The organism is Pseudomonas sp. ASL8, assembly GCF_056680355.1.
In genome coordinates, this window is the sequence record NZ_CM155278.1 from 4,607,060 (window position 1) to 4,633,574 (window position 26,515).

Genomic DNA, 26,515 nt, shown 5'->3' on the forward strand with positions numbered 1-26,515 from the left:
TACGGATGATCACGCATGGGCTGGAGATGTCTACGGTGCATAGGCCAGGGGGCACCGGTGGAGGTGGCATTTCGAGTAGGATGTCAGAGCTTCTGCAGCCCGCGTCGGGACTGCTCCTGACTTGCTTTGAGACTCGCTATGACCAAGCACTCGGACGCCTTCATTGACCTTGATCGCACCTTCTCCAAAATCCCTCTCGATGCTGATGCGTCTGACGATGTAGACCTGAGCGGTAGACATAGCCGGCACGGAGAGCTCCGCTGGCCTGATTTGCTCACTCATCATCGGGTGATACTGCTGTCCGAGGCGGGTTCGGGTAAAACTGCTGAGATCCGAAACGTCGCCTGCCAGCTACGGAGCCAAGGCAAAGCTGCATTCTTTCTTCGTATTGAGAACGTCACTGCAGACTTGGAAGGCGCCTTCGAGGTGGGGACGTTTGATGAGTTCGAGAACTGGCTCGCCTCAGGCACCGAGGGCTGGCTGCTCTTGGATTCAGTCGACGAGGCTCGGTTAAATGATCCGAAAGATTTTGAGCGCGCAATACGGAAGCTTGGCCGTTTGACCCAAAAATTGGGGCTCAGGCGCACGTACTCATCACTGGGCGAAGCACAGCATGGCGCGCAAAGACGGATCTTGCGATCTGTGGGAAGGCCTTTGCATTTGAGCCCATAGCTCGGCAAGCACTTCCAACACAAGCTGATGGCCTTGAAGGCTTTGTGCAAACGGTGCCAAACAAATCAGAGCCAGATACGTTCCTATTGGTGACGTTGGACGACATCCATGACGAGCAGATTGATCGCTTCCTCAGTGCCACTGGCGTCCAAGACATCAAAGCATTTCGCGCCGCAGTTGAGCGCAAGGAAGCATGGTCGCTCACCACGCGCCCTCTGGACTTCCAGGAACTCGTCGACTTTTGGCTCGAGCACCAACGAATAGGCTCGCGCTTAGAGCTGATGAAAAGCAGCATTAATCGCCGCCTTGAAGAACGTGATCAAGACCGCGCCGAATCCAAGCCCATAGCACCACTTAGGCTCCGAGAGGGCGTGCGCTTAATCGCAGCAGCAACAACATTAGGGCAAACGTCCGCGATTCGCGTTCCTGATGGTGAGGCCAACAAAAATGGGATTCCCATTCGCGACGTACTGAAGGGTTGGAATGACACAGAATCAGCAGCCTTGCTGAATCGACCAATTTTCGAGCCGGGTATCTATGGAACCGTTCGTTTCCACCATCGTACTGTCCGAGAATATCTAACAGCAGAATGGCTCCACGAACTGATCCAAGGTGCAGCTTCACGCGTCAAAATAGAGAACTTGTTCTTCTGTACGCAATATAGGCTGGAGGTTATCAATCCTTCAATGCGCCCAATTTTGCCCTGGCTGGCGCTGTTGGATGAGCGCATTTGTACACGGCTAGAGGAGGTTGCACCGGAGGTGTTTTTTGAGGGGGGCGATCCTGATCAGCTCCCACTGAGTACACGCCGGAGCGTGCTGCGCAAAGCGTGCGAGCACTTGGCCCAACCAGCTCACAGCTGGACGATGACTGACTATTCAGCCGTACAACGATTTGCGCACCACGATCTCACTGAAGACATCAAAGAGCTACTCACGCTTTACCATACCAACGATGACATCGCCTGGTTCCTTTTGAGAATGGTATGGCAGGGCGAGGTGGTGGGTGCACTTGCAGAGACTAAGCAATTTGCCCTCAAGGCTCAGCACAAACATACTCGTTTGGCAGCAATCCGAGCGGTTATCGACTTGGGGACGGCCCAAGATGTAGCCGATGTACGCCTAGCGTTGCTGGCAGGAGATTCCAAGGTTAACCGGGAATGGTTAGCTGAGCTGCTTGACGGACTTGCGCTCAATAGCCAATGGCTACCTTGGCTACTTCAGGCGATCGAGAGAACTGCTGAGAAGGAGCGCTATAGCGGTAGGGACAGCCTAGCGACGCAGCTTTCCTCCCTGGCAATGGATAGTCCGCTAGAAAACCTGCCAGCCCTTATTTCCGGGCTCGCTGTGCTTTTAGACAAGCCTCCAACTGAAGGGCACGGTTTCAGCGCTATCTCTAAGAGGTACAGCTGGCTTGCCGAGATAGCTGGCGTGGCAGTGCTCCGTTTGCTCCAAGCACGAGACCCGTTTGCGCTCGCGGAGTCGGCCCTCGCGATTCTGAGCAAGCTGGCCCAGGCTAGTATTTATGATGAGCGAGATACTCGAGAGCTCGGAGAAAAGCTCCGGGAGATCGTGCCTAATTGGCCGGAGCTCGATTATCAACTGTTCTGGTATGACGTCGAATTGGCCCGCAACGGCCGGGTGCATCGCGGGGAACCCGTAACTCAAGTCTGGCAGTTGCTGGGTTTTCAACCATTCTGGTCGTTGAATAAAGAGAACTTTAGCCTCGCCTGTGACCAAATCGTGAGTCTCGTGGATCCGCATGATCGCCAGATGGCGCTCAGCATGGCGTTTAACATCTACACGCAGTATGGCAAACCATCTTCTTGGGAGGTTCAACTTCGGCAAGCAGCTGATGCTCATGACGAGCTTCGCGAGAAGCTTCAAATTCTCTTGAACCCACCGAAGCGAGAAGTTGAGGAGTGGGAGATCAAGCAGGCACAGTGGACGGAAGAGGCCGCCCAGCGCAAGTCTGAAGAGGAAGAGCATCGTCGCGATTGGCGTGAGGGGCTAGCCGCCGAAGTGGCGCTGATAAACAGCCCCGAGCCAGGTGTGATGACTCGAAAGCAAGCTTATCTAATTGATCAAATGCGACAGGGTTCATCTTCCCCAAATACTTGGAGCAGCGGCAATTGGCAGTCGCTCATAACTGAGTTCGGCATGCCTGTTGCTCAAGCGTTTCGTGCCGGCGCTATTAATTTCTGGCGGGGCTATTGCCCAACGCTGCCATCGGAGGGGGCTACTGCCAATTCGACCCCATATCAAGTGATTTTTGGGTTGACGGGGCTCGCTATCGAGGCCAAAGAGGAGTCATCCCGCTTCTCGGAAATGTCTGCTGACAATGCTGAGTACGCAGCTCGCTATGGACTGCTTGAGCTGAACGGCTTTCCAGAGTGGCTTCCCAAGCTTTTCGGGCTATACCCGCGTCTTGTCCAAGAAATTGTAGTGCGTGAAATCAACTACGAGATGGATGCGCCAAGTTTGGAATCAGGCGGCAATCGTGTGCTACAAAGACTGCGCTGGGGAGGGGACTGGATGTACGGGGAGCTTGCTGCTCCGCTCATGGCTCGGCTGGCACGCCACATAAGCAACCTTGAGTCGCTCCAGCTCGTACTGAGCATTGTGCAGGAGTCGACGATCGTCGATGAGGTTCTGGCCGAGCTTGCTAGCAAGCGTGCCGTAGAAGAGGTCAATTCAGAGATTGCGCCGACCTGGTACGCCGTGTGGGTTGGAGTGGAGCCGGTGCTTGCTATCCCGGCACTAGCAGCTCGCATCGACTCGTTATCCTCAGATGAGGAAAAAGCCAAATTTGCCATGCTTTGCCTGATTGCCATTGTTGGAAGCCGCACCGCCAGACGCTGTCGGCAGAATTACAAAACGGTTGAGCATGCAAAAGCGCTGTATCTGCTGATGCACACATACATACGAATTGCAGAAGACATTGACCGTGCAGGAAAAGGGGTCTATTCCCCGGGACTTAGGGACGATGCCCAAAATGCTCGTGATGGGCTTTTAGCTTTTATTAGGGAGACTCCTGGGAAAGAATCATTCCTAGCACTGCAGGAAATCGCACAGGCCCACCCTGCGGAGCGATTACGTCCCTGGAGCGCATTCTACGCTCAGCAGAAAGCTACAGCCGATTCGCAGACGCCGCCTTGGGAACCGTCGAAGGTCGTCGAATTTCATGAGTCGCTGGAAAGCACGCCGTCCACCCATCGTGAACTCTGGAACCTAGCGATTGATCGTCTTATGGACTTAAAGCACGATTTAGAAGATGGCGATTCGAGCTATGCAGAGATTCTGCTCCAGACCAATCAGGAAACTTCCATTCGGAAGTTCATCGGTAAGTGGTTGAGAGATCACGCTGCAGGACGCTACGTTATTCCACAGGAAGAGCAGCTCGCCGATGACAAGCGCCCGGACTATCGATTCCAAAACAGCCAGTCTTACGCACCCGTGCCTGTCGAACTGAAGCTTTCACAGAACTGGAGCGGCCCCGGGCATTTCGAACGACTCGAGAATCAACTCTGCGGGGATTACCTACGCGACATAAGCTCAAGTTGCGGCATCTTTTTGCTGGTAAACCACGGAGGTCAGGCCACGTGGGAGTCGCCCGGCAAGGGCCGAGTCGTTTTTGATGATCTAGTAGCCGGGTTGCAGCAGCACTGGTTGGCCATCGCCTGGAGGTTTCCTAACGTTGAAGACATCAAGGTCATCGGCATAGATCTCACCAAGCGAGGAGGAGCGGCCGCGATCAAAGCCATTGAAGCCAACCAGGCGAAGGCTAGTCAGATCGATGGTGAGTGATGTCATCTCTGCTACCGAATGGATGACCTCGCCGGTTCGAGCATTTGGGTCGAAACGTCCGCTGGAGATGTTAAGGACGAGAGTGGAAACGAAAGCTGCCCTTGATTTGGTCGGTCAACTGGAGCGGGGAGTGCTCGTTTAACCTCCAGTGCCCGCTATTCGGAGGCTGGCCAGTACCAGGATTCTGGATTTACGGAGAAGTAACGCCGTGTATCAGCAGCCAGGCCGCGTCAACTTATGAATGCTGATGTGCGAACGCAAGCGGAGCGCGCAGGCGTGAAGGATGGATGCCCGCAGGGCCAAGACCAGGCGAGAATCGCGGGTGCTTGGTTCACGACAGCCGTCCCCAAAGGGGCACGCTACCTAGGTTGCGACTCAAGACAGTCTCGCCACGTGCGATACATAATTTATGGAGTGCTTGTCGGGTCAAGCGACCGGTTAGCGGCCATCAGACCCGAGTTTATAGCGGCAGACGCTGAGCGGACGTCCTGACTTGAGATCAAAAAACTAGCTTCATACAGAACGCAGTTAGGTGGGGAATCGGCATCCGAGGTGTTCTGGGTTTCGCGCGGGTAGAGAATGTGTCACAACCAAAACGCACCAAGAACAACAGCACCTGGTAGGCACCCTAGCTCCTCACCCGACCGATGGCATAGACCTGATTCCCATTGTACCGCAATCGTTAATAACTCAATCGCCCCGAGCGGGCACACGCCTTTCTAATCTTGGCGCTAGACCTTATGCGGACGACCACGTTTATTTCTCTTTCTTGGAGGCTGGGGTATGGATCGTCGAATCACGCTCAATGACAATTTCCTCAATATCTCCCCGTCGATGAAGGTATTCGGATCATGATAATTAGCGGCTAATTGACAAAGTTCACTACGGAGCATTTCCACCATGCGCGTAATGTAGTCGCGCGTAAAGCCTTGCTCGCTGCCCGGGCGCCTAAATATATGGTTGTCAGGTAAAGACTTATTCCACACAACTCCCAAATAATTAAAATAAATCTTGAGATATGGCTTAATTTTCCTATCCAGCTTATAAGCGCGCTCCGAGGGCGCACCTCGATCACTGACAAAGTACCAGGCATCAAGGCGGCGGTGAAATTGACTTAGTCGACCTGCAGTATTTGGCCCTCGACAAAGTAATTTCATTGGAATTTCGGAGTACCGCATGATCGCCATTGCGAATAGAGCTAGCTCATATCGCCAATTATCTTTTTTCAACTCCATGACTCTTTCGAATACCCAATCTAATTCATATGAATACATCCTGACAAGCCGTTCGCTGTCTTTCCTCCGAAGGCTGCGGGCAGGACGTTTTTTTGGAATTATATCTCTAATATCATTCACGAGAATCGTATTGAGGTGGGTGAGGGGATATGAAGTTCTCGAGGATAAGAAAGAGAAAAAATCTAAAACAACCGTTCGCTCCTTGTCGAGCACTGACCAATCTGGCGACATTGCTGCGCCATCCAAAATTTCACGCTTGAAAGGCTTCCACCTCTCATTAATTGCCCATTGCTCATAAGGCTCATTACGATTGCTAATAAAGCGGCTATAACTGGTGCAACAGACCCATGTAGCGTCAGGATTCTCAACAAAATTCAAATAGTTCTGTATATCTCGTCGACCCCAATCAAACACAGATTTGCGACCAATGATAAAGCTCCAGTTTAGTATCCTTTCTAGGGCCTCAGCGTATGTCCGATGCCGCTGTGGAGTAACGCGTTCAAGCGAAACCACTTTGTAGAGAATGAACATCGAAGCAGCCTTGTAGCATTCAAGGGCATTGCAATCTTTGTCGAGGGACTCAATCCAGGCTCTAACATACACATTGGCAGGCAGTCCTAAGCCACTGCATGCACCCCAGCCGCTGGGAGCCACCATTGGGACGGGGTCACGAAAACTAGACATAGTGATTTGCCAGAGTGGACTAGACTACTTGGGAGGAAATTAAACGAGATGTGCTCTAGGTGTAGCTGAATTGCTGCGCTTATCAATGACGAAGGGCAACAACTGCCAGGTCACCTCATCGGCGTCAACGATCAGGAACAACCATAGTGTTGAAGCGATCGCAAAAAGGCTTACGTCAGGCGTACGATTTTTAAGTCTGAACGATGAAGCTATGACAGGGACAGCCTGAAGCAGCGGTGGAGGTTTTCCGTGCAACACATTGATTTCCTTAGCAACGGTTTTTAAATCTAAATCTCCGGTTTTCAGGTACTGCTAACAGGAGTGTTAAGTTGAGCATGATTCGATATTTAACATAATATACATTATGCGAACCCATAGGTTTCTCTTGCGGGGCGGTGTACGCTTGCTTTCAGAGCTAAAACGTCTAACTACGCTAAATTGCTGTTTAGTTTAGTTATTGTCAGAACCTCTTAAAGCTGCACGTCTGAACATTTGGATGTGCATGTCTCAAAATCAAAGGCTTACGACATCCTCCTACAACAAATCCTAGCTTCGCCGTGCTCAAATCTTGCACTCCAACACTCCTGAGCGTTTAAAAATGATTTCTGAAGCGCCCAAGACTGGTTCCCGGGAATCAATTAAAATTGCTGCAGATCACGGAATTACTCGTTGCTCTATGTTTGCTCACTTAAAAGTGCTCAGATCTACTCAGCTCCGCCAGTCACGATGAACCGTGATTGGCGGAGACGAAGCCACGCCAAAACCGATAGCCTCGGTGTTTTCTCACCGTAAGCCTACCCGGGCGGCGTCAGCGCAGCCGTACGAGTGTGGTCATCCCGGGGCCTAGGAGGCAACTGCGTTTTCTCAGCCCATTACTTGGATCTGAATCTGTACCGCAGAATTGGAACGACTCCAACAGTCTAGGCGCAAACAATTAAAAGTGCACCGATGTACCATCAATCAACAGTTAATAGCGCGTGGATGTACTCCCTAGAAAAAACACTGGAGCCTGCTCTTATCGATGTTCGGCATTTAAAAACGACTCGATGTATCAAGCTGAACATTTGAAAGTGATCAGATCTACTTCTACTAATCAATTTAAAGCGCATTGGTCGCACACGCATGCCTGCACCGTATAGGTCGCCAGCGTCTGGTTAAGTTTTTAAAGAGCTGCTAAGGGCACATTATATTGTCGATGTTTAAAAGCGCGGCGATCTGCATATTTGAAATCAGTGCCTGCCATGGCTGCAAGTATCTATAGCATATCCGCCTCCCAGGCTTATTGTTTCTGACGGGCGGAATGCTTGTAAACAGTAACTGCTATGCTAGAGTGATTAGCACGATGAAGGAGTGTGTTTCAGTTGCCCAAGTGTCGAACTTCTCTTTGTCTCATTCAGCAACAGCAATAGGCGCGATGTGATCGCACCCTCCTCTGTTGCTGGACTACCTGATTTAGCAGACTCAACAGTGAAGGCCACAGCTGCCCACCGAGCAATCAGTTTGATCCTGGCATGGAATCCGACAAATCGTAGAACAGGCCTTAGATATGCGCATACCCCCTCACCCGCTGTTCGGCTCTCGTCGCTCGTTCCTAGGCTATGGGCGATCCGTCTTTCCTCCGCACGAACTCCTTGTTCTTGACTATCTATCACGTATAGATCCAGGTCTTTCCCCCCTAATCACCTACCAGTACGGGGTTAGCTTTCTGACGATGCGCTCAGAAAGCGATGCGGGTTTCTATGCTGAGAGAAGTACCGTTGAGCGGCTTACGCTGTGGGCGCTCATCATTCGAGAGAAAAAAATGCTGAATCTAAACGCTTCTGATGCGGAGGCGTTTTTGTCGTTCATCCAGGATCCTCCCGGCGACTGGACTGGTGGTCATTCTGTAGCTCGTTTCGTAAGGTGCAAGCAGTCACCAGGCGAAATGGACACATTCCAAGTCAGTCCTGGATGGCGTCCATTCGATTATGGATTGCTACCGAAAGCAGACGGAACGCTGAGAAGGGCCAAGACAGCGTGCATCAGCTATTTTGACCACCTTAATGCTTGTGGTATCACCGACAACAACCCTTTTCGTGCAATTCGCTCTTCATCCCAGCAAGTCCCATTCTACAAGCCTTTCGTTTTATCACCGCCGTTAAGCGACGCGCACTGGGAGCACGTACTGAAAACAGTAGAGCGCCTGGCAAACGAAAACCCTAGCAAGCATGAGCGGACGTTGTTTTTGGTCGCGATCTGCGCGTATCTTGGGTTGACCGCTGTAGATTTGATTGAGTCTGGAACTCGTGTTCGTAGTATGTCGTGTTTTGTGAAAATTGGATTTCGGTGGGAATTTCACCTGATTTCAATTTTGGCGGTCAGAAAAATATCAGTGCCGCCCATTTTTGTTCGCTTGCACCTCAGGCGTTATTCTCGGTTTTTGGAACTACCATTACCGTTTAACAGGGGAAAATATTACCCAATAATTCCGAGATTAAAGCGAGGTGTTGGTTTGGAATCGAGGGCGATAATGGCGATTGCCAGGGAAGCATTTGACGCAACGGCAAAAGATATGGTCGAAAAGAACCGACCAGATGCCGAAATAAAGGAGTTTGAGCTGTCTGTTAAGCAATGGATTGCCAGTAATGCCCTGCCCAGACAAGGTGCTACTTCACCCAAGAAAAGTGGTGGATCTGTACCCAAAGAAGCTAGCGCTGAATTAGCGCCGTATCCGTTGTTTGATAACTTTAGTGACATTTCAAGCTTTGGGCTCGCGTTTAACTACAATATCCATGATTGTGTGCAGTCGTTTTTGAGCAAGTGCAGCCCTCAAGCGGCTCCGGCCGATAGTTTTTGCCATGTACGCCGCTTTCTTTACCCGTTCACGTCAGAGGAAACATTCAATGGTTACCGGAAATACTCAGAGCGCGTTCTTCTATGGTCATTGTTGGTAAGGCAGAAGCCAGTCATTGAATTAACAAGTGTAGATCTTCAGGAGTTCCTGGAGTTTTGCCGCACTCCGCCCGATAACTGGGTCAGAACGGGCTTGACGACCAGATTTCTTAGGGTAAATGGCTATGAGTCCGTCGGTAATCATCTATGGCGACCTTTTCAACATAAACATCGCCCAAGCCCCGAGTTTCCCGATCCGCCATACGTTGCGTCGAGAGCGTCGCTGGCCGGTCAAATGACCGTGTGCGCTTTGCTATTTGAATTTCTCCATAAAGAGCAGATGATCAGCGAAAGCCCGTTGGCGAATAAAGGCAATTTCAGAAATTATTCGCACCCGAAGAAACCTGATGCAGATTTGCAGACGAAACTAAAACCTGAGCTTGTCCGCATTTTTGTCAACAAATGCCGATGGCTTACTGCCCAAAATCCGGCTTGGGCGAGACTGCAGTTTGTCGTGGAGACCATCCAAGCTCTTCGTTTCAGCCTTAAAGATATAGAGCAGTTTGGCTTTATGCTCAGATTCAAACACTTTCAGCGAGTCAGGGTTGATCAGTGGATCGTGATCTGTCCGTCGGCGGAGGGCATAGCATCAACTCGGGCTGTGCCAACGCGGTATATGGAGGACATCGTGCTGCCATACAGACTTACCTTGGGTCGGCTGGGAATTTCCCTCTACGACGATGATTATCCAGTTTTCGCCACCCAATCTGGCAGACCGGGGTTGAGCACCAACCGTATCAGAAAAATGATTCACGAGGTGGCTTTACTGGGAGCTCAGGATATCGCCGATATAGACAGCAGTTCACTGGATGTAGTGAAAATGAGGGCGCTAAGCATTAACGATCTGTGCAATGCAGATCTGTGATCCGTTGAGCGGAGATAAACGGCCGCCCCTACGACCATCCTTGCCCAGCACCTAACGCCTTCGAAGACGCCAGCAGGGTCGATCACTGCTTAGTATTTAGCTGTCGAAAGGGCGAGAGTTTAAGGCGCAGAGTTATGAGTCTCTTCGTCTACTCACGCCACCCTGCTCTCTCAGTACTCCCTTGTTCGTAATTGATCGCTGTTCGGTGTCTAGTTGCATCGTATACCCGAGGTATTCTTACCAGATGCATATTGGTACTGAAGGCATGACGTGGAGGCGAGCCACACGAGGGCCTCTTGCCATTTATTAGCAAGCGTCGCGTGATTCCCATATCCGCGTCCCAGGACGATTCGTCCGAACTGCGCCGCCACTTTTAAAACGTGTTCAAGAACCTCTGGTGAGACGTTATCGCATCGACCGGTACGGCAACATGTGCCTCCCTGGCGTCTCCGCTTCGGCAGACAGGTTGCCTGCATGGTGAGCTAGTTCGTGGAAGGAAATGCCAGGCTCGAACTCAATCTCTAGGCATTGTGCGAAGCCCAGAGTTCCGGAGAGGTACTGCTACGGGCTTGTCGTCATTGGACGATATGGATGATGTGATCAACCGACACGGCAGCAGAGATCACTGTCGAGTGTGTCGTGATGATCACCTGTATCCCTCGCGCCTCTGCAACCGTTTTGAGGTGCCGAAGCAGGCGTAATTGGAGCTGCGGGTGAAGGTGCGCCTCCGGCTCCTCGATCAGCAGTAAGCGCAGGCAAGTGTCCTCCCCCCGATCCTCTTCAGCTTCAAGGATGAGCTCCGCCAGGATCGAAGCGATGTACAGGAGGTTGTTGTACCCGAGGCTATTTTCCTCCAGCGACCGAAATTGGGTAGCGTCGGCCTGTGTGAGATCGGGAAAATACAGAAGCCTCAGGCCTTCGACGATTCGGGAGAAGCTGACCTCTGAAAACTGGATCATCGCGCCCTGAGACAGGTGCAGCCCCAAGGCGGCTTTCAGGCTGTCGCCGATCCGCTGGTTGGCCAGTTTGATAGCAAACTTGTCACTCTCGGAAAGCTCGCGGTTGAAATCACCCACGTGTTGCTCCAGCGGATGCAGCGTGCCTGCTTTCCTCGCGGCTTGCACAAAGCTTTCAACAGGTGTGCGAGGCGAGACTGGCGTCCTTCCCGTAGTTTCGTATCAGCGTCACGTAGCGGCGGTAGGTAAACGCAGTGAATGTAGTCGAGGGTCTCGGTTTCAAATGCTTTGGTGTATTCATGACCACCGTACGTGTTGTGCTTGAACCGGCCACGCGACTCCTGGTTGAACGCGGTGAAAGTCAGTTTCGCTTCTTCGTGATTTCCGCACCAATCGTCGAAGGCAATAACGTCCTTTTCGTCCAGGCCTGAGAATGTGGCCTGAATCTGGATCTCTTCGGAGGCGACGGCACCAGCCTCAAATCCCCTGTAGAAATCGCGCTCACTGATAATCCGCTTGCCTGATTCGGAGTCGTTGAAGAGCTGGCGTATGGCACTGATGACGCCTGTCTTGCCTGCCCCGTTTTCTCCCACCAGGACGTTCAGACCATCGTGGAATTCGATGGTGAACGGCTCACCAAAACACTTGAAACCATTAACGTCCAAAGCACGCAAATACATGAGCATACCTTCTCTTTAGGTGTCTTCCGATGGCGGCTTAGGCGCTAGTTGACACCTTTCGGCCATACGGCCGCGCTGAGGATATTAGGCCGCCCCGATAGTGGCGATACGGTATACCGGTTACGCAATCAGGCATACCAGCCGTTGGTAGCGCTGAATGTACTTTGCCAAAGCTCGCTGTCCTCCCCCTTGAGGGCCGCTATCAGTTACATTTGGTAATCCTTGTGACCTGCCCTGAATCGAATGAGCGAGCGCCGCGTAAGACTAGGTAGAACCAAGGTGCGAATGCAGCCTGGCGGCCTACCTGGACAGTTTCCCTTTGGCTCTGGGGCAACACTCAGATCTTCACCCAAGCGGTGTGGTCAACCCACTTACTTATGCAAAGGAATGGCCCATCGGCGGTGCTGCCGGGGTCAGACACGATGATCAGGAATCTTATTCTTCCGTGGTGGGCCAGGTGGCTGCCATTCGCTACAAGATCCGTCGTCATTACGGACGATGGAGTTGAGTGCTGTAACCGCACAGGACAGCACTATTTCGATTGGAATGCACTTTCTGAGCCACCACGGGCAGCTCCTCTATGGTTTCTGCACATAGTGACCCTCAGTACACCCAGTGGAACATCCAGGCTCTGCTTTGCCACTCGGCGGCATCGTGATCTCGCGTGGCAGCAATTGACCCAAGCGTGGTATGCGCCGCGCATCAGACAGATCGGTAATCGACTAGAGCATTTTGAGGGTTTCCTGGCTCAGCAGCGTTACATCAGGTCGAGTCACTGGATGCCGATTCTGCTGAAACTGAATGTGTGGGCAGATACGCTCCCCCCTGTGCCCGAGAACGGAACTATCCATCCGGAGGAACAAGACCAACTCCTGGCTGCCAAGCAGTTGATCGGCAACGCAGGTACCCGCCTCGCCCAATCTCGGGAGGCGTATATCGACAAGGCGTTAGCTGACCACAAGGCGCTGTTCGATACAGTCGAGAGCCAGCCGCTCTCGCTAAAACAGCGTAGAGCTTGCGTCATTGATGACGACAATAACCTGATCCTGGCGGGAGCCGGCACCGGTAAAACCAGTACAGTCATTGGCCGGGTCGCGTTCCTGGTACACAGCGGTCAGGCAAAACCTGAGGAGATCCTGCTGCTTGCGTATGGGAGTGCTGCGGCTGCGGAGATGCGAGAGCGTCTGGAGAAACGCCTCGGTGTTAAGGGTGTGACCGCCGACACTTTCCACGCCTTGGGGCGGCGCATTGTCGAGAAATTTGAAGGCAAGAAGTCGGCTATCAGTCCCATGGCCACCGACGGTGCGCTGAAGGCAAAATTTGTCGATGAAACCTTCAAGTCGCTACAGCACAATGAACCGCAATATCGCGAGCTATTGCTAACCTATTTCAAGCACTGGTTATACCCGGTACGAAACCCATTTGACTTCAACTCCCTAGGCGCCTACTACCGCTTCCTGCAGGACAACGATGTTCGAACGCTAAAAGGCGAGGCAGTCAAAGGTTTCGGCGAGTGTGACATCGCAAATTTTCTCTTCACCAATGGTGTGGAGTACCAATACGAGGCTGTCTTCACTACGCCCGAGCAGGCCAGCGACCGCGGTGTGTACCGACCTGATTTCTACCTACCAGAATTTGACGTCTATATCGAACATTTTGGTACCGATCGGGCGGGGAACACTGCGCCATACATCGACCGCGCCAAATACCAGGCCGATATGGAATGGAAGCGCAAGGCTCACAAGCTCAAGGGCACCAGGCTTATTGAGACGTACCATTTTGAGAAGCAGGAAGGTCAGCTGCTCGACTTACTTGCGCAGCGCCTCACGAATGCGGGGGTAGTCCTCAATCCCTTGCCGCCAGAGGCTGTGCTGGAAACGCTTAGGGAGTTCGGGGCAATCTCGAAATTTGCCGAAGTCCTCGCGCAGATGCTGAGCCTGTTCAAGGCAGCGAACCTCTCGGGGCCGGAGCTACTTGGACTGGCAGAGCAGTCAGCTCATCCAGGTCAAGTCAGGGTCGCGCTTCTGCTCCTGGCTCCGTTGCTTCATGCGTACGACCTGCAGCTGAAGTCAGCAAATGATGGCAAAGGTGACGTCGATTTCGACGACATGATCAACAGGGCAATTGCGTATGTGGACGAACCCAATTTCGTGGCTCCGTGGAAATACATAGTGGTTGATGAGTTTCAGGACATCGCGAAATCTCGCGCGCAACTCGTCCAGGCCCTGCGGCTCAAGTGTGCCGATTCTTCGCTCTTTTGTGTCGGTGACGATTGGCAATCGATCTACCGGTTTGCAGGCAGCGACATCACGTTTACTTCAGATTTCAAGGCGCGCTTTGGCCCAACCGCGGTCAGTGACCTGGACAAGACGTACCGATTTAACAACCAGATAGGTGAGGTGGCCAGCCGTTTCGTCATGCGTAACCCGCGGCAACTGGTAAAGCACATTCAGTCCCATGCCATTGTTAGCCAGCCCACCGTCTCGCTGCTGCGGTCATCCAAGAACCCTGAGGACGCAATGGCACAGGTGGTTGAAAGGATCAGCCAGCTTGCCGAGACTGGCTCATCGGTGTACTTCCTGGCTCGATTTGGCTTCGATCTGCCGGGGCAGGATGCGCTCCACGCGCTTACTCATCACGTTGGGTTTCTTCGGGCTCCTGGCGCACCAGGAATTGATAAAGGACTGCAAGGCAGCGCACTACCCTTAACAGCCTTACGCGCACCTTCAGCCTCACCACCGTGCCGGAGAATGGCCACCAAAATACCGCGCGCGCGACCAACGTGGAGGATGCGGGTATGCCCGCTGACCGTTTCGGTCAGGCCGCCCCACAGCGGTGGAGTGCGCCACTAGCGGCCACTGGCCTGGAACTCGGGACGATTGTCCGCCAGCCCCTCGCCTGTATCAGGCAGTAGAAGATTGGTATAGAGACGGATATCCTGGATGGCCAGCTCAGGCTCGGCAGCATTGGCCGCAGTGGTGAAACTTGGAGGGTAATAGCACTGGCAGTTGGCTTCATGGAGCAGCAATTGAGCGAGGATATGTTGGCCGGTATGTATTTGTTCTCTGCACTAGAAAGCCGCCGCCTGTGTTAACCAGAAGATAGCCATGGAAGCGAATGACTGAAACACTGTCCAATTTATGCACCATCTGACCAGATTGATTTCACGCATTGTTGGGCCAAGGAGTATTTAATGTCCGACCTGAACGATCCACGAGTGTTCTTTGCCGCTGAGAGAACCTTGCTAGCATGGAACCGAACCAGTCTTTCGCTTATGGCATTTGGCTTTGTGATTGAACGATCCGGATTACTGTTACAGATGCTAAAACCAGGGGCGTCGGGCAGCCCAGAAAAACATTTTTCCTTCTGGATAGGACTGGCTTTTCTGATGCTGGGCTCATGGGTTGCATTCTGGTCATCTTGGCAGTACAAACGCGTGGTTAAGGGTCTTAAACCAGTTGAAATCCCAGAGGGGTACAGCATCAACTCTGGCCCTGTAGTGAATGTGCTCACCGCAGTCTTGGGAGTCTTGCTCATGACCTATCTTGCCATCATATGAGCAAAGCTCAGCCTCAAAGTTGTGCAGGGAAACCTGTGTCAGCGGAGTATATTCCGACTCAGAGTCACTCGTTCTGACTCAGCCCTTTACCTCTCCTGAGTCGTCCATCACATCAAATAAACACCAGAAGGGCCCAGCAGAACAACGTTTTCCTTGCGCTCGGTGAAGGCCAAGCCAGCCAGAGCAAACGAGGGTGGAGTTTCACGCCAATGACGGGGTTAATCTCTACGGCCAGAAAGTAGATGGCGTCTTGATGGGTCAGGGAACAAAGTAGTTTCCAACCGGATCATTATTTAGATGTCGATGTTCACCCCTGTTTTGGACGCATGGCGTCATACCGTTTTCTATTGAAAAAATGTCATGCTGTACTCGCCCTATGCCGTTTACGCCGATGAAAATAGGCGTTATCTACCACGTTAATCGACCTTGAAGGCCTTGAATAATGGATCTCAGCGAAATCGATAACCTTCATGTTGTGCTGCATGCTCCGACTCCCGATGCTTTGACACGTGCCCGCAACAATGCAGTGAACCTATTGAAAGATGCTCCTCAGGCAACCGTCAGAATCATAGTCAATTCAAAGGCTGTTGCAGCGGCCCTTGATGATCCAAATGGTGAAATGGACGCGATAACCTGGATATGTCCAAACACGCTGAGAAGTCTTGATCGCGACGTGTCGGCGCCACTAAGAGTGTTGGCACAAGGTGCCGTTTCTGAGCTTGTCAAAATGCAATCAGAAGGTTGGTTCTATATTCGAGCATGACATCACTCACCTCCGCCGCTTTTTAGCGTCTACCGTTGGTACTGGAAAGATCCTGTTACTCCACCAGTTCGACAGGCCAATGCTTGGCAACGCAGCGATAAATACAGTGTTTTGTCAGCACGCCTACCCGCTGAGGGCATTGCGCCCTTCCCCCTTCAATGGACGATCCACCCTTCGAGCCAGACGTGCCGCATTGCATCCTCTGACCCTGAGTCTTCTTGGATCGTCCATAAAACCTAAGGCGTTACTCGAAGGTTGGTAAATGCGGGTCTATGATCGGCTTTCCTACACTAACCCACGCGTCAAACCCACCGGCGATCGATTTGACATGCAGGTAGCCCATGTCATGCAGTGATGCGGCGGCGAGCGCCGCACGACCACTCGTTTTGCAGTACAGCACAATCTTAAGGTCTCGCGAACTAAGCGCGGTATCGTTGGTAAGTTTAAACTCCAGCATGCCGCGCGACGCGTGTATCGCACCGGCGAGATGGCCGGCAGCATACTCGTCGGCTTCACGCACATCGATAAGTACATCCGCATCCTGGATAGCCTGATCAACGTCTTCGATGGCCACTTCTTCGATACGTGCTTTAGCGTCGGCTACTAGATCATGGGCAGTTTTAATCATGATATTTTGGAAGAGTCCAGTTGAGAGAAGTCAATGATCTTTGCTTGGCATAACAATATTGGATAACCCTCTGCGCTCGGACTACACGGGAGGGTTATTCAATCTGTTACAAGCAAGGCGCCGAAGGAATTACAACAACTTGGTCGAGTGGTGCCCATCCATCGTATCGAAACTTTCGGAGGTGCGTTCGGCACACCGGACGTTCAGCCCGACGCCGCAACACCTGTACTGCTCACATCGGTATTAATCATGTGGTCGGCCATTTCGGAAAACATACGTTGCAGCTTCGCATTCAGGCCTGAGTCATCCACCTGCTCGTTGATCGCCTGACGCATGCACAGCATCCATTCGTCGCGCTCGACAATACTGACCGCAAAGGGCGCATGTCGCATGCGCAAACGCGGGTGACCACGCTCCTGTTGAAATAGTGGCGGGCCGCCAAGCCAGCCACTCAGGAACTTAAATAGACTGTCCGCGCTGCCGGTGAGACTCGGCGGGTGCATCCCGCGCACTATTCGCGCCTCGGATAGCACCTCCATCAGCTCGTAGAAACGGTCGACCAGTGTATGGATACCCGCCTCTCCCCCTAACTGGAGATAAGCACTGGCGTTGTTCTTATGCTGGGCACTCAATAGTTCAGTCATGTCATCAGCGCTCAATGTAGGAACTTTATCCAACTGGCAAGCGCAAGCGCCGCAAGGCAAGTCCAGCCTGAGAACAGCCGACGCCAGACGGGCATGCGCGGAACAAAACCCACTCCTTTCACAAAGGCAACGCTCATGGCTGCGAACAGCGCGGTAGCAAGAGCATGGTCAGCTTTCCCATCGGGGGCTGCTATCAGTGGGGGATAGAGAGTGCAAGCGAGCATGATCGCCACAGCGACAACCAAGCTCAGCAAATGTATGCGTGAGGTTGGCGGGACGTTAGCGACGCGGGCCATCATGACTCCGCCTCGTCACTGTCGATCATGGCTCGGCCAGCTTCGTTCTCGCCCCACATCGCATTCAATATAGCCAGTAGCAATGCAAAACCGACTCCCAGCATCCAGGCGAAATACCACATGGTTTTTACTCCTTTGCTAGCACTAGTAGGCTGAATGGTCGTTGGCTTTGATATGCGCGATGGTCACCTTGCCCCGCATGACGCGGTACGCCCATGAGGTATAAATAACAATCAACGGCATGAAGATCAGCGTGGCCCAGAACATGATGGTAAGGCTGAGATGGCTGGAGACGCTGTCCCAAACGGTCAGGCTCGCAGCCGGCATTGACGACGACGGCATAATGAACGGAAACATCGATACACCCGCAGTGCTGATGACACCGATAACCGCAAGCGATGACGCCACAAACGCTGAGAGAGTACGACGCGCCATCAGCAACATCGCCGCGCCCGCCGCGCCCGCCAATCCCATCGCTGGCAACAGCCACAGCAAAGGATAACGGCTGTAATTAGCCATCCAGGCACCTGCTTCGCGCACTACAGACTTGCCAAGGATGTCGGGCAGTCCTGCGGTGTCAATCACCGACGTAATGCGATAGCCATCGATCGACTGTAGCCAGATCCCGGCAATTACGAATGAGCATACCAGCACGATTGCTGCACCAACCGCGCCCTTGATGGCTCTGGACTGGATAACACCTTCAGTGCGGTGTGCCAGATAGCTTCCCCCCTGCAGAGTGATCATTGCGCTGCTGACGACGCCCGTCAGTAGTGCGAAGGGATTCAGCAACTGCCAGAAACTGCCCGTGTAAGTTGACACCAAATAATCGTTGAACTGGAACGGTACACCTTGCAGCAAGTTGCCGAACGCGATCCCGAATACCAGTGGAGGTACTGTACCTCCCACGAAAAGTCCCCAATCCCAAGTGCTGCGCCAGGCTGGATTGTGGATCTTGCTGCGATAATCGAAGCCCACCGGGCGGAAAAACAATGCCCAGAGAACCAGGATCATCGCCCAGTAGAATCCGCTGAATGCCGTCGCATAAACCACAGGCCATGCTGCGAACAATGCGCCGCCAGCGGTGATGAACCAGACCTGATTCCCATCCCAATGAGGGCCGACGGTGTTTATAACGACGCGCCGCTCCATATCATTGCGGCCAACGAAAGGCAGCAAGGTGCCGACCCCCATATCGTGGCCGTCCATGATTGCGAAACCGATTAGCAGTACGCCGACCAGCGCCCACCAGATAATTTTCAGAGTGAAATAATCAAGCATGGTGGCTTTCCTTCAAATTAGCGTCGTAAGCATAACGGCCAGTTCCGAGACTGCCTGGGCCTTGACGTGCGAACTTGACCATCAAGAACATCTCAACCACCAACAGCACGGTGTAGAAGACAATGAATCCTGCTAGCGAGCCGTACAGGTTGTTGACGCCGAGCGTGGATACGCTCATGTGGGTTGGTAGCACTCCATAGATAGTCCAAGGCTGGCGACCGTATTCAGCGACGAACCAGCCAAGTTCGCAGGAGATCCAAGGCGCAGGCAGCATCCACAGCGCCAATCGCAGTAGCCATGGACGTCGTGTACAGGCCGACTTCAATGTGCTCCAAAACGCCAGCCCGAACAGCAGCAGCATCGCAAAGCCGAGACTTACCATGATCCGAAATGCCCAAAACATAGGTGTCACACGAGGCACGGTGTCGTTGACGGCTTTATCTATGATGGCCGGTGTGGCCTGGTTGACATCCTCGACATACTTTTTAAGCAGCAGGCCGAAACCGAGGTCTGCCTTATACTCTTCGAACACCTGTAGCGCAGCGGGATCACCGCGATGCTTGCGCAACGTTTCCAGCGCATTGACTGCGGTGATGCCGCGCAGGATACGGGCCCGGTTTTTCTCCTTGATCTCATGGATACCAGGGATCTGCTTGCTGACTGACCGGGTGCCAATCAGACCCATTAGCCACGGCACTTCAACTTCCCAGTTATTCTTCGATTCGGCTTCGTTGATGCTGGCCACCAATGTCAGGCCGGCGGGTGCAGGTTTCGTTTCCCACATTGCCTCCATGGCTGCCATTTTGGTCTGCTGGGCCTCGCCTACCGTGTAACCAGACTCGTCACCCAAGACGATGACACTCAGCACTGACGCCAAGCCGAAGGCTGCCGCAACCCGAAAGCTTCGCTTTGCAAACTCGACATCTCGATTCTTGAGCAAATACCAACTCGAAATCGACAGGACAAACATCGAACCGGTGACGTAACCGGCCGAGACGGTGTGCACAAACTTGGCCTGTGCTACTGGATTGAAAACCACAGCCCAGAAGTCGACCATCTCCATGCGCATGGTGAGATAGCTGAATTCAGAACCCACAGGATTTTGCATCCAGCCATTGGCAATCAGGATCCACAGCGCTGAAAGGTTGGTACCAATGGCCATCAGCAGCGTGACCAGAAAATGGTGCTCTTTTTTTAATCGATCCCAACCAAAGAAGAACAGACCAATCATTGTTGATTCGAGGAAGAACGCCATCATGCCTTCGATCGCCAGTGGGGCTCCGAAGATGTCGCCAACGTAATGCGAGTAATACGCCCAGTTGGTACCGAACTGAAACTCCAGTGTGATACCGGTGGTCACGCCCAGGGCGAAGTTGATACCAAACAGCTTGCCCCAGAAACGCGTCATGTCTTTCCAGATGACATTACCCGTCATCACATAGACGCTTTCCATAATGACCAGCAGCCACACCATGCCAACGGTGAGAGGTACAAAGAGAAAGTGGTACAGCGCGGTGGCTGCAAACTGCAGCCGTGACAAATCCACCAGATGTTCTGAAATCACTTGCTTGCCCCTTGAGTCGAGGTGGGTACGCCGAACCTGTCGCCGATGGTGTTCGAGTCGACGCTAACGCGCGAATCCCGGATGAACAGCCACCAAAGCACTGTCAGCACCATCAGCTTGATTAGCACTGCTATTAGCAGATGGCGCCGCAGTCGTTTGTCGGAATTGGTCATGACTATGCAGTTAGCACACGCCATGCCAAGAGGGAAAATGTGATTTTTATTGTTTAATAACAAGCACTTAAATATTTAAGCACGAAGACGGCAGATGCCTTGGCAGGTAAATATGCTGCCAATCTGCCATGGCGGCAGTGATTGGCAGTCATAGACTGACGCGTGGTTAGGCCAGTCCCTGTTCTTTCAGTCGTCTATACAAAGTACGTTCGCTAATGCCCATGTGCTTGGCCAGTTCGCTGCGGGTACCTATGAACGTGGCCAGTACGTCTACCAGCGTTCCGCCGTTGAAAGGAGGCGGGATAGAGACCTGAGGAGATATCGACGCTGGCGCTGCAGGCAGATGTACAGAGCGGATTACACCGTCGTCGGCGAACAGGCTGGCTCTCTCCAGAACATTGCGTAACTCGCGAACATTGCCCGGCCAGGCAAACCGCTGCAATTGCGTCAGGGCATCGACTTCTATGGTTAGCCTGCGCTTGCCAGGGCCTACCCGTTGCAGAAATGAATTGGCGAGCAAGCCAATGTCTTCGATCCGGTGGCGCAATGGCGGCAACTGAATCGGAAAAGCACTGATCCGGTAGTACAGATCCTGCCGGAACTCACCCTTTTCCATCATTTTTTCGAGTGGCTTGTGAGTCGCTGCAATCAGCCTGAAATTAGCGTGCAAGGTCTCGACGCTGCCGACACGGCGATAAGTACCCGACTCGATCAGGCGCAGCAGCTTCACCTGCATCGCCAGCGGAACGTCACCTATCTCATCGAGAAACAACGTGCCGCCTTGCGCCGTCTCGACTAAGCCCGGCTTACGCGTGGTGGCGCCGGTGAACGCTCCCTTTTCATGCCCGAACAGTTCGCTCTCGAATAGCGTTTCGGTCAGCCCCGAACAATCAACTACCACAAACGGCCCAGCGGCCCGCTCGCTGGTTTCATGTACGGCGCGGGCGAACAACTCCTTACCTGTGCCGGACTCTCCCAGCAACAGTACCGGCAACATTGAGGGGGCCACCCGCTGCAGCTCCGACAGAGCAAGGTTGAAGGCAGGCGATGAGCCGACCAGTCCCTCGTTGCTGGGCCGCGCTGATGCGCTGCGAACCAGCTTAAGACGTTCCACATAAGCGGTGATGACACCCTTTGCGTCTAGAATCGGGCGTAATTCGACTTCGACATGCTCAGGGCCGCGCGGTGTGTGGTGGATATGCAAAACCCGGTCTGGCCCGCGCAGCTCCTGGGCTTTTTTCATCGGGCAATGCTCGCCGGCCTGATCGCAAGGGACATCGTAATGGTGTGAAATCTGATAGCACTTGTGGCCAATAAAGGGCTTGTCAACGCTGCCGAACTGACGCTGGTACGCAGTGTTGGCAGCCAGGATGTTGTATTCAGGATCGAGCACGATCATCGGGTCTGCTTCGTGCTCAAGGAACGAGACAAGTGATTGCACTTGATCCGGGTGTGGGCCGTTTGGAGGGGGCAGGCTGCTGGTCATCATGGCTCCTAAGAATTCGCCCATACTGTTGTGGCACTGCCACCTATGTCAACAAACACTGCCAATGGCAGTACCTTCTTGCTTTTGAGTACAAAACCAGCCTATTGAAAAATAAATAGTTCTTTTAAATCAATTAGATATATGTATTTTAAACAATATGTTTAGTTGGCAGCTTTATTGCAACTGTCAGCCCTTGGTGCGAGCGACTCGGTAAGAGCCCCCCTAAGGAGACAGACCATGACCGCAAAACTTCACGTTGAAGGATTCTTCGATCCTGCTACCAGTACCGTCAGCTATCTTGTGCTGGATCTAGCCACCCGCCACTGCGCCTTGGTAGACAGCGTACTTGATTACGATCCGAAATCAGGCCACACCGCCACGACGTCTGCCGACAAGTTAATTGCGAGAGTGGCCGAACTCAATGCGAAGGTCGACTGGATACTTGAAACCCACGTCCATGCGGATCACCTGACGGCAGCGCCGTACCTGAAGGAAAATCTCGGCGGGAAAATAGGTATCGGTAGCCAGATAGCGACCGTGCAGGAAGTCTTCGGCGCTTTGTTCAATACAGGTAGCGACATGGCCCGTGACGGTAGTCAGTTCGATCACCTGTTCACGAATGATGAGTCGTTCGCCATTGGTACGCTGCAATGCCGAACGTTGCATACGCCAGGCCACACGCCAGCTTGCATGACCTATGTGGTTAGCGATGGTGAGGAAACGGCAGCATTCGTCGGCGATACCCTGTTCATGCCCGACTACGGTACCGCACGTTGTGACTTCCCCGGTGGTGACGCGCGCACGCTGTTCCAGTCAATTAACAAAGTGCTGAGTCTGCCGGCCAATACTTTGCTGTACATGTGTCACGACTATCAACCTGGTGGTCGTGAAGTGCAATTCATCAGCACCGTTGCTGACCAGCGCGCCCACAACGTTCATGTCCGTAACGGTATCAGTGAGGCGGAGTTTGTAGCGATGCGCACCAAGCGTGATGCATCAATGGAAATGCCGACGCTAATCCTGCCATCGGTTCAGGTAAACATGCGGGCTGGACATTTTCCTGAGCCCGAAGCAAACGGCACACGCTATCTGAAAATCCCGCTCAACGTCGCCTGACGTCGCCCGCAAAAATACACATAACAAAAATATTTTTAACGGAGACACCTATGTACATTCGCCACCTCGTGCCAGGACTGTCGGTATCGGAGCAGATTGTGCCCAATCAGTTGGCAGAACTGAAAGACGCCGGTTTTCGCGCCATATTTTGTAATCGTCCCGATGGCGAAGGCGTTGATCAGCCTTTGTTTGCCGAGATCCAGCGCGCAGCGCAAGCAATGGGTATCGAGGCGCACTACCTCCCTGCTGAATCGGGCAAGGTCACTGACGAGCAAGGTGTTGCCTTCGGAAAGCTACTTGAATCCCTTCCGAAACCGGTGTTGGCGTATTGCCGCTCCGGCATGCGCTCAACAACCATGTGGGCACTGTCACAAGCGGGTCAGCAGTCCCTGCCGCAGATCGTCGATACAGCAAAAAAAGCTGGATTCGATATGAAAAGTGTCATTCGCCGGATCGCGAATCAGGGACGCACGCCTGTTGAAGTTGCCGAGGCTTCGCATGCTGTGGTCATTATCGGTGGAGGCGCGGCGGGTATCGCAACCGCATCCAGCCTATTGGCACGAGATCCCGAACTCGACATTGCCATTATCGACCCGGCAGATGTGCACTATTACCAGCCTGGCTGGACTCTTGTCGGCGGTGGTGTCTTTGACGCAGCCAAAACAGCCCACACCATGGGATCGACCATCCCGCACGGCGTGCATTGGATCAAATCTGCCGTAGCCGCGTTTGAACCTGAGCGAAATGCCGTGATTCTTGATGGATGCAGAGTCGTCAAGTACGAACAACTCGTGGTCTGTCCTGGTCTTAAACTCAATTGGCATGCAATTGAGGGCCTGTCCGACACGCTAGGCCGCAACGGTGTGACGTCGAACTATCTGTATCACCTCGCCCCTTACACATGGGAGATGGTGCAGAAACTACGGGGTGGCCGGGCCATTTTCACGCAACCACCTATGCCGATCAAATGTGCAGGCGCGCCACAAAAGGCGATGTACCTATCAGCCGATCACTGGAAGCGTACTGGCGTGCTGGAAAAAGTCCAGATCGAGTTTTGCAGCGCTGGCGCAGTACTGTTCGGAGTTCCCGACTACGTGCCTGCGCTGATGGAGTACATCACCGCTTATGGTATTGACCTGAATTTCGGCAACACGCTAACCAGCATTGATGGGCCTGCCCGAACAGCAACATTTAGCTGTGTAAGCACAGAGGGCAGCACGCAACTTGTCACTCGCAACTTTGATTTGTTGCATGTAGTACCGCCACAGATTGCGCCGGATTTTATCCGGGTCAGCCCCCTCGTAGATACGGATGGCTGGATTGATGTCGATCCCACCACCCTGCGCCACAAGACCTGGGCAAATATTCATGCATTGGGTGACGCTGCTAACTCCAGTAACGCCAAAACCGCAGCAGCCGCACGTAAGCAAGCGCCGGTCGTTGCCCATAATGTGTTGGCTGCCATGGGCAAAGCAAAGGGCAGCGCCCATTACGACGGTTACGGCTCCTGCCCACTGACGGTGGAGCGCGGAAAGATCGTGCTGGCCGAGTTCACATATGGCGGCAAGCTAGCGCCGAGCTTTCCATCCTGGCTTATTGACGGCACCCATCCATCACGACTGGCATGGCTGCTCAAAGAGCGGATCCTTCCGCCGCTTTATTGGAAGGCCATGCTGAAGGGCCATGAATGGTTGGCAAAACCAGAGCTGGCGGACTCATGAAATCAGACTTGAAAGCAAGGAGGGAGAGATGATCATAGTCTTGCTGCTCGGGTTTACTGTTGGCGTGATTCTGGCTCTCACTGGCGCTGGCGGAGGAATACTTGCCGTTCCGTTGCTCGTTTTTGGCGTTGGATTGAGCATGTCCGAAGCCGGGCCTATCGGTTTGCTTGCTGTTGGATTAGCGGCAACCTTGGGCGCTGTGATGGGGTTAAAAAACGGCACCGTACGTTATAAAGCGGCGCTCTTGATCGCTGGAGCCGGGATAGTGTGCTCCCCATTTGGCCTTTGGCTGGCACAACGCACACCCAACCGTCCGTTGACGATCGTCTTTGCTTTTGTGCTGATGTACGTTGCATTTCGAGTGTTTCAACGATCATTGCCTGCTTCCGTTGAGTCAAAGAAAAACGTCAAGAACAAGCCACCGCCCTGCCTGTTGGACGCGAGCCGAGGCAAGCTAAACTGGACGGCTCCTTGTGCATGGGCACTCACAGTTTCTGGCATTGTCGCGGGTGGACTTTCTGGCTTGCTGGGTGTTGGCGGAGGCTTTGTCATGGTGCCGGCGCTCCAGCGATATACCAATTTGACAGCACAGTCCGTCCTGGCAACGTCTCTAGCCGTTATTGCACTGGTTTCAATCTCCGGAGTTGCTGCAAGCGCGGCGACTGGACACTTGCAATGGGCAATTGCTTTTCCGTTTTCCATTGGCGCATTAGCAGGCATGATCAGCGGGCGTCTGGTCGCCGCCAAGCTATCGGGGCCTCATTTACAAAGAGGGTTTGCCATTGTGTCCGGCGTGGTTGCAGTCGCCCTGCTTGTAAAAGCTATTTAGCTGATCGAGTAGGTGGCGGATTGCAAATCCGCCGCCCTCTCACACTGTACCTACGGTTTCTCGTACATCGATTCAGATGACCGCTTGTGCCTCAGTCCTTAGTTTCTCAGTGCTGACCCTGACAAAGACAGAGTCGCCGATCACCGTCAAAACGTCACCTGCCCAAACCTCGCAAATAATCCGTGACTTGCGCCCTACCTCTCCTTCAACCCATGCCTTCAAGGTGAGTTCGACACCCATCGGTGTAGGCTTACGGTAGGTGAGGTTCAACTGCCCAGTCACGCAATCAATGCGAGGTAATGTTCCAGGCTCCCGCCCTTCCGCACGATAGTGATAGGCCATCGCAGTCCAGTTCGAGTGGCAGTCTACTAACATTGCAATGAAACCACCGTAAACCAAATCTGGCCAGCCAGTAAACTCAGGGGCTGGAGTGTGTTTGCACACCACATGAACTCCGTCGGCATCCCAGTGGCTTTTTATGTGGAGACCGCTTGGGTGTGCGCTTCCGCACCCGAAACAGATGCCTTCCGGGGCCGCCTGATCTTGCAATGGAAGAACGTGGGTAGTCATCGATTGTCCTTTTGTTGATTTGTTATCGGATTGCCGAAGTTTAACTAATTGCTGGC

The 26,515-nt window shown here is 53.1% G+C and carries 17 protein-coding genes and 6 pseudogenes; 10 read left to right on the plus strand and 13 right to left on the minus strand.

Translation table 11 applies throughout. The features are described 5' to 3' along the window. The first annotated feature begins 138 nt into the window (after positions 1-138). Together AC1MEA_RS21085 and AC1MEA_RS21090 are read left to right on the plus strand one after the other, a co-directional pair. A pseudogene (locus AC1MEA_RS21085) lies at positions 139-4,478 on the plus strand (NACHT domain-containing protein). A gap of 22 nt (positions 4,479-4,500) precedes the next feature. Then, entirely contained in the window at positions 4,501-4,620 is a 120-nt protein-coding gene (locus AC1MEA_RS21090) for a hypothetical protein (protein ID WP_480918187.1), read from the plus strand. Between the two features lie 589 nt (positions 4,621-5,209). Here the strand turns inward: AC1MEA_RS21090 and AC1MEA_RS21095 are convergent. Then, positions 5,210-6,397, minus strand: coding sequence for a hypothetical protein (locus AC1MEA_RS21095; RefSeq protein ID WP_480417274.1), 1,188 nt, complete (start codon positions 6,395-6,397; stop codon positions 5,210-5,212). Positions 6,398-7,943: 1,546 nt separating this feature from the next. On the opposite strand from AC1MEA_RS21095, the gene AC1MEA_RS21100 reads away from it, so the two are divergent. Beyond that, the gene (locus AC1MEA_RS21100; RefSeq protein WP_480417275.1) at positions 7,944-10,193 is read left to right on the plus strand and encodes a hypothetical protein; all 2,250 of its coding nucleotides are present in this window, start codon (positions 7,944-7,946) and stop codon (positions 10,191-10,193) included. 221 nt (positions 10,194-10,414) lie between these two features. Here the strand turns inward: AC1MEA_RS21100 and AC1MEA_RS21105 are convergent. Then, positions 10,415-10,654: pseudogene (locus AC1MEA_RS21105) on the minus strand (PIN domain-containing protein); the annotation flags it as partial. A 59-nt stretch (positions 10,655-10,713) separates the two neighbouring features. After that, positions 10,714-11,829: pseudogene (locus tag AC1MEA_RS21110) on the minus strand (ATP-dependent nuclease); the annotation flags it as partial. 779 nt (positions 11,830-12,608) lie between these two features. On the opposite strand from AC1MEA_RS21110, the pseudogene AC1MEA_RS21115 reads away from it, so the two are divergent. After that, positions 12,609-14,156 (plus strand): annotated as a pseudogene (locus tag AC1MEA_RS21115) (UvrD-helicase domain-containing protein); the annotation flags it as partial. 308 nt (positions 14,157-14,464) lie between these two features. On the opposite strand, the pseudogene AC1MEA_RS21120 reads toward AC1MEA_RS21115, so the two are convergent. Beyond that, a pseudogene (locus tag AC1MEA_RS21120) lies at positions 14,465-14,818 on the minus strand (di-heme oxidoredictase family protein); the annotation flags it as partial. 204 nt (positions 14,819-15,022) lie between these two features. Here AC1MEA_RS21120 and AC1MEA_RS21125 point away from each other — a divergent pair. The 3 genes and pseudogenes from AC1MEA_RS21125 to AC1MEA_RS21135 all read left to right on the plus strand — a co-directional run bounded on the left by AC1MEA_RS21125 (position 15,023) and on the right by AC1MEA_RS21135 (position 16,151). Then, positions 15,023-15,388 carry a YidH family protein gene (locus AC1MEA_RS21125; RefSeq protein WP_480417276.1) on the plus strand — a complete coding sequence of 122 codons (366 nt, stop codon included), beginning with the start codon at positions 15,023-15,025 and terminating at the stop codon, positions 15,386-15,388. Between the two features lie 181 nt (positions 15,389-15,569). Next, positions 15,570-15,662: pseudogene (locus AC1MEA_RS21130) on the plus strand (hypothetical protein); the annotation flags it as partial. Between the two features lie 168 nt (positions 15,663-15,830). Beyond that, positions 15,831-16,151 carry a DsrE family protein gene (locus AC1MEA_RS21135; protein WP_480417277.1) on the plus strand — a complete coding sequence of 107 codons (321 nt, stop codon included), beginning with the start codon at positions 15,831-15,833 and terminating at the stop codon, positions 16,149-16,151. A gap of 244 nt (positions 16,152-16,395) precedes the next feature. On the opposite strand, the gene AC1MEA_RS21140 is transcribed toward AC1MEA_RS21135, so the two are convergent. From AC1MEA_RS21140 to AC1MEA_RS21175, 8 genes are all read right to left on the minus strand, one after another. After that, the gene (locus AC1MEA_RS21140; protein WP_480918188.1) at positions 16,396-16,776 is read right to left on the minus strand and encodes a rhodanese-like domain-containing protein; all 381 of its coding nucleotides are present in this window, start codon (positions 16,774-16,776) and stop codon (positions 16,396-16,398) included. A gap of 206 nt (positions 16,777-16,982) precedes the next feature. Then, the gene (locus AC1MEA_RS21145) at positions 16,983-17,423 is read right to left on the minus strand and encodes a group II truncated hemoglobin (protein WP_480417278.1); all 441 of its coding nucleotides are present in this window, start codon (positions 17,421-17,423) and stop codon (positions 16,983-16,985) included. A gap of 11 nt (positions 17,424-17,434) precedes the next feature. Further along, complete coding sequence (locus AC1MEA_RS21150) at positions 17,435-17,722, minus strand: cyd operon YbgE family protein (RefSeq protein ID WP_480417279.1); 288 nt, start codon at positions 17,720-17,722, stop codon at positions 17,435-17,437. Further along, positions 17,719-17,841: a cytochrome bd-I oxidase subunit CydX gene (gene cydX / locus AC1MEA_RS21155; RefSeq protein WP_322179441.1), complete on the minus strand. Its 123-nt coding sequence runs from the start codon at positions 17,839-17,841 to the stop codon at positions 17,719-17,721. Before cydX ends, AC1MEA_RS21150 begins: the two co-directional genes overlap by 4 nt. Before the next feature lie 22 nt (positions 17,842-17,863). Continuing rightward, a complete protein-coding gene (gene cydB / locus AC1MEA_RS21160; RefSeq protein WP_480417280.1) occupies positions 17,864-19,000 on the minus strand; it encodes a cytochrome d ubiquinol oxidase subunit II in 1,137 nt (378 codons plus the stop codon). Further along, on the minus strand, positions 18,993-20,564 hold the full coding sequence (locus AC1MEA_RS21165; RefSeq protein WP_449636249.1) for a cytochrome ubiquinol oxidase subunit I: 1,572 nt from the start codon (positions 20,562-20,564) through the stop codon (positions 18,993-18,995). Before AC1MEA_RS21165 ends, cydB begins: the two co-directional genes overlap by 8 nt. Then, on the minus strand, positions 20,561-20,761 hold the full coding sequence (gene cydP, locus AC1MEA_RS21170; protein WP_330200753.1) for a cytochrome oxidase putative small subunit CydP: 201 nt from the start codon (positions 20,759-20,761) through the stop codon (positions 20,561-20,563). The genes AC1MEA_RS21165 and cydP overlap by 4 nt, the downstream gene beginning before the upstream one ends. A 142-nt stretch (positions 20,762-20,903) precedes the next feature. After that, complete coding sequence (locus AC1MEA_RS21175) at positions 20,904-22,223, minus strand: sigma-54 interaction domain-containing protein (protein WP_480417281.1); 1,320 nt, start codon at positions 22,221-22,223, stop codon at positions 20,904-20,906. Positions 22,224-22,460: 237 nt separating this feature from the next. On the opposite strand from AC1MEA_RS21175, the gene AC1MEA_RS21180 reads away from it, so the two are divergent. The 3 genes from AC1MEA_RS21180 to AC1MEA_RS21190 are packed head-to-tail and all read left to right on the plus strand — an operon-like array spanning position 22,461 to position 25,889. Next, positions 22,461-23,339 (plus strand): MBL fold metallo-hydrolase, encoded by an 879-nt coding sequence (locus tag AC1MEA_RS21180; protein ID WP_443691455.1) that lies wholly within the window; start codon positions 22,461-22,463, stop codon positions 23,337-23,339. A 50-nt stretch (positions 23,340-23,389) separates the two neighbouring features. Then, complete coding sequence (locus AC1MEA_RS21185) at positions 23,390-25,060, plus strand: bifunctional protein tyrosine phosphatase family protein/NAD(P)/FAD-dependent oxidoreductase (RefSeq protein ID WP_480417282.1); 1,671 nt, start codon at positions 23,390-23,392, stop codon at positions 25,058-25,060. Positions 25,061-25,088: 28 nt separating this feature from the next. Then, positions 25,089-25,889 carry a sulfite exporter TauE/SafE family protein gene (locus AC1MEA_RS21190; RefSeq protein ID WP_480918189.1) on the plus strand — a complete coding sequence of 267 codons (801 nt, stop codon included), beginning with the start codon at positions 25,089-25,091 and terminating at the stop codon, positions 25,887-25,889. A 72-nt stretch (positions 25,890-25,961) separates the two neighbouring features. Here the strand turns inward: AC1MEA_RS21190 and AC1MEA_RS21195 are convergent, their stop codons facing one another. After that, positions 25,962-26,459: a PaaI family thioesterase gene (locus AC1MEA_RS21195; RefSeq protein WP_480918190.1), complete on the minus strand. Its 498-nt coding sequence runs from the start codon at positions 26,457-26,459 to the stop codon at positions 25,962-25,964. Positions 26,460-26,515 lie beyond the last annotated feature (56 nt).